Source organism: Methylophaga sp. (genome assembly GCF_030651745.1).
On sequence record NZ_JAUSCC010000090.1, the window covers coordinates 1 to 1,349 of the forward strand.

Consider the following 1,349-nt stretch of genomic DNA (forward strand, 5'->3'; position numbering starts at 1 on the left):
ACCGCTTTCAGTGCTGTATCTCGCTGCTGATCCACAGGCTGAAAAATATGCTGTCACCGTGCAAAAAGTGGTTAACGAGCCAATTACTCTCAGTGATTCTCAAGCCGAATTACTTGATGCATTGAAAACCACATTAGACAGCTGCTATATGGGCACTCAGTTTTACGTAGCCGGTACCGAAGGCTTTATCTGGGCAGTTGCCGGGGTGTTACGTGATGCTGGCGTAGATGACAAGAATGTATTCAAAGAGCTTTGTGGCAGTCTGGGCAGACGTGTGTATTGCGTGCATTGCAAAACCACCAATGAAAATGTCCATCACAACATTCATGCCTGCACCGGCTGTGGTCGGCATCTTATCGTCAGAGAGCATTTTTCCCGTCTGATGGGCGCTTATATGGGCTTTATGATCGATGCTGAAGTGCCCGGTGAAATTCCAGCAGCAGAGGAAATTTATCCATGAGTCAGTTAAATGTCATCGTCACCGCGGTGGAACAAATCACCGAGCAGGTCAAACAGTTTACTTTTGAACGGGAAGACGGCGAGAAGTTACCGTACTTTTCCGGCGGCAGTCATGTTGTGGTCGCAATGAATATTGATGGCCGCATTCACCGCAATGCCTATTCCCTGATGGGACCAACCAGTGATAACGGCCGTTACACCATTGCAGTGCGGAAACAGGAGCAATCGCGCGGTGGTTCGTTGTATATGCACGAAAAGGTCAAGCCCGGCACACGTTTGCAAATCACTCCACCGACCAATTTGTTTTCCATTAACAAATTGGCAAAAAAACATATTCTGGTGGCCGGTGGTATTGGCATTACCCCGTTTATGTCACAAATAAGTGATTTGAATCGTCTCGGTTATGCCTATGAGTTGCACTATGCCTATCGCAGTGCCGATCAGGCAGCTTTTCGTGAGCAACTGGAAAGTCTGTGTGGCGATAAGGTGCATTTTTATGTTGACGATGAAGGTCGTCGAATCAACTTCACCGAGATCTTAATCCAGCAACCGTTGGGTTCACACGTTTATGTCTGTGGCCCCAACAATATGGTCAACAGCTTATTGTTGATGGCCAAGGAAATGGGCTGGCCAGAAAACGCCTTGCATAGCGAGAAATTCCTGGCCCCGGCAACGGGTGAGCCGTTTATCGTTTCATTAAAACTGTCGGAAACCGAAGTGGTGGTTCCCAGTGAAATGAGCATGCTGGAAGCATTAGAAGAAGCGGGTATTGATGCACCGTATTTATGTCGTGGCGGGGCATGTGGTCGTTGTGAATTAGAGGTAGTGGACTGTGATGGTGAACTGATCCATCAGGACGTCTATTTATCCGATGCTGAAAAAATCAGTGC

At 47.7% G+C, this 1,349-nt stretch carries 2 protein-coding genes; both read left to right on the forward strand.

Translation table 11 applies throughout. From position 1 onward, the window contains the following. On the forward strand, positions 1-460 hold a 460-nt coding region (locus Q7V21_RS10625), incomplete at its 5' end, for a dimethylamine monooxygenase subunit DmmA family protein (protein ID WP_304917269.1). Continuing rightward, a partial coding sequence (locus Q7V21_RS10630) for a PDR/VanB family oxidoreductase (protein WP_304917270.1) occupies positions 457-1,349 on the forward strand: 893 nt, incomplete at its 3' end. The genes Q7V21_RS10625 and Q7V21_RS10630, both read left to right, overlap by 4 nt.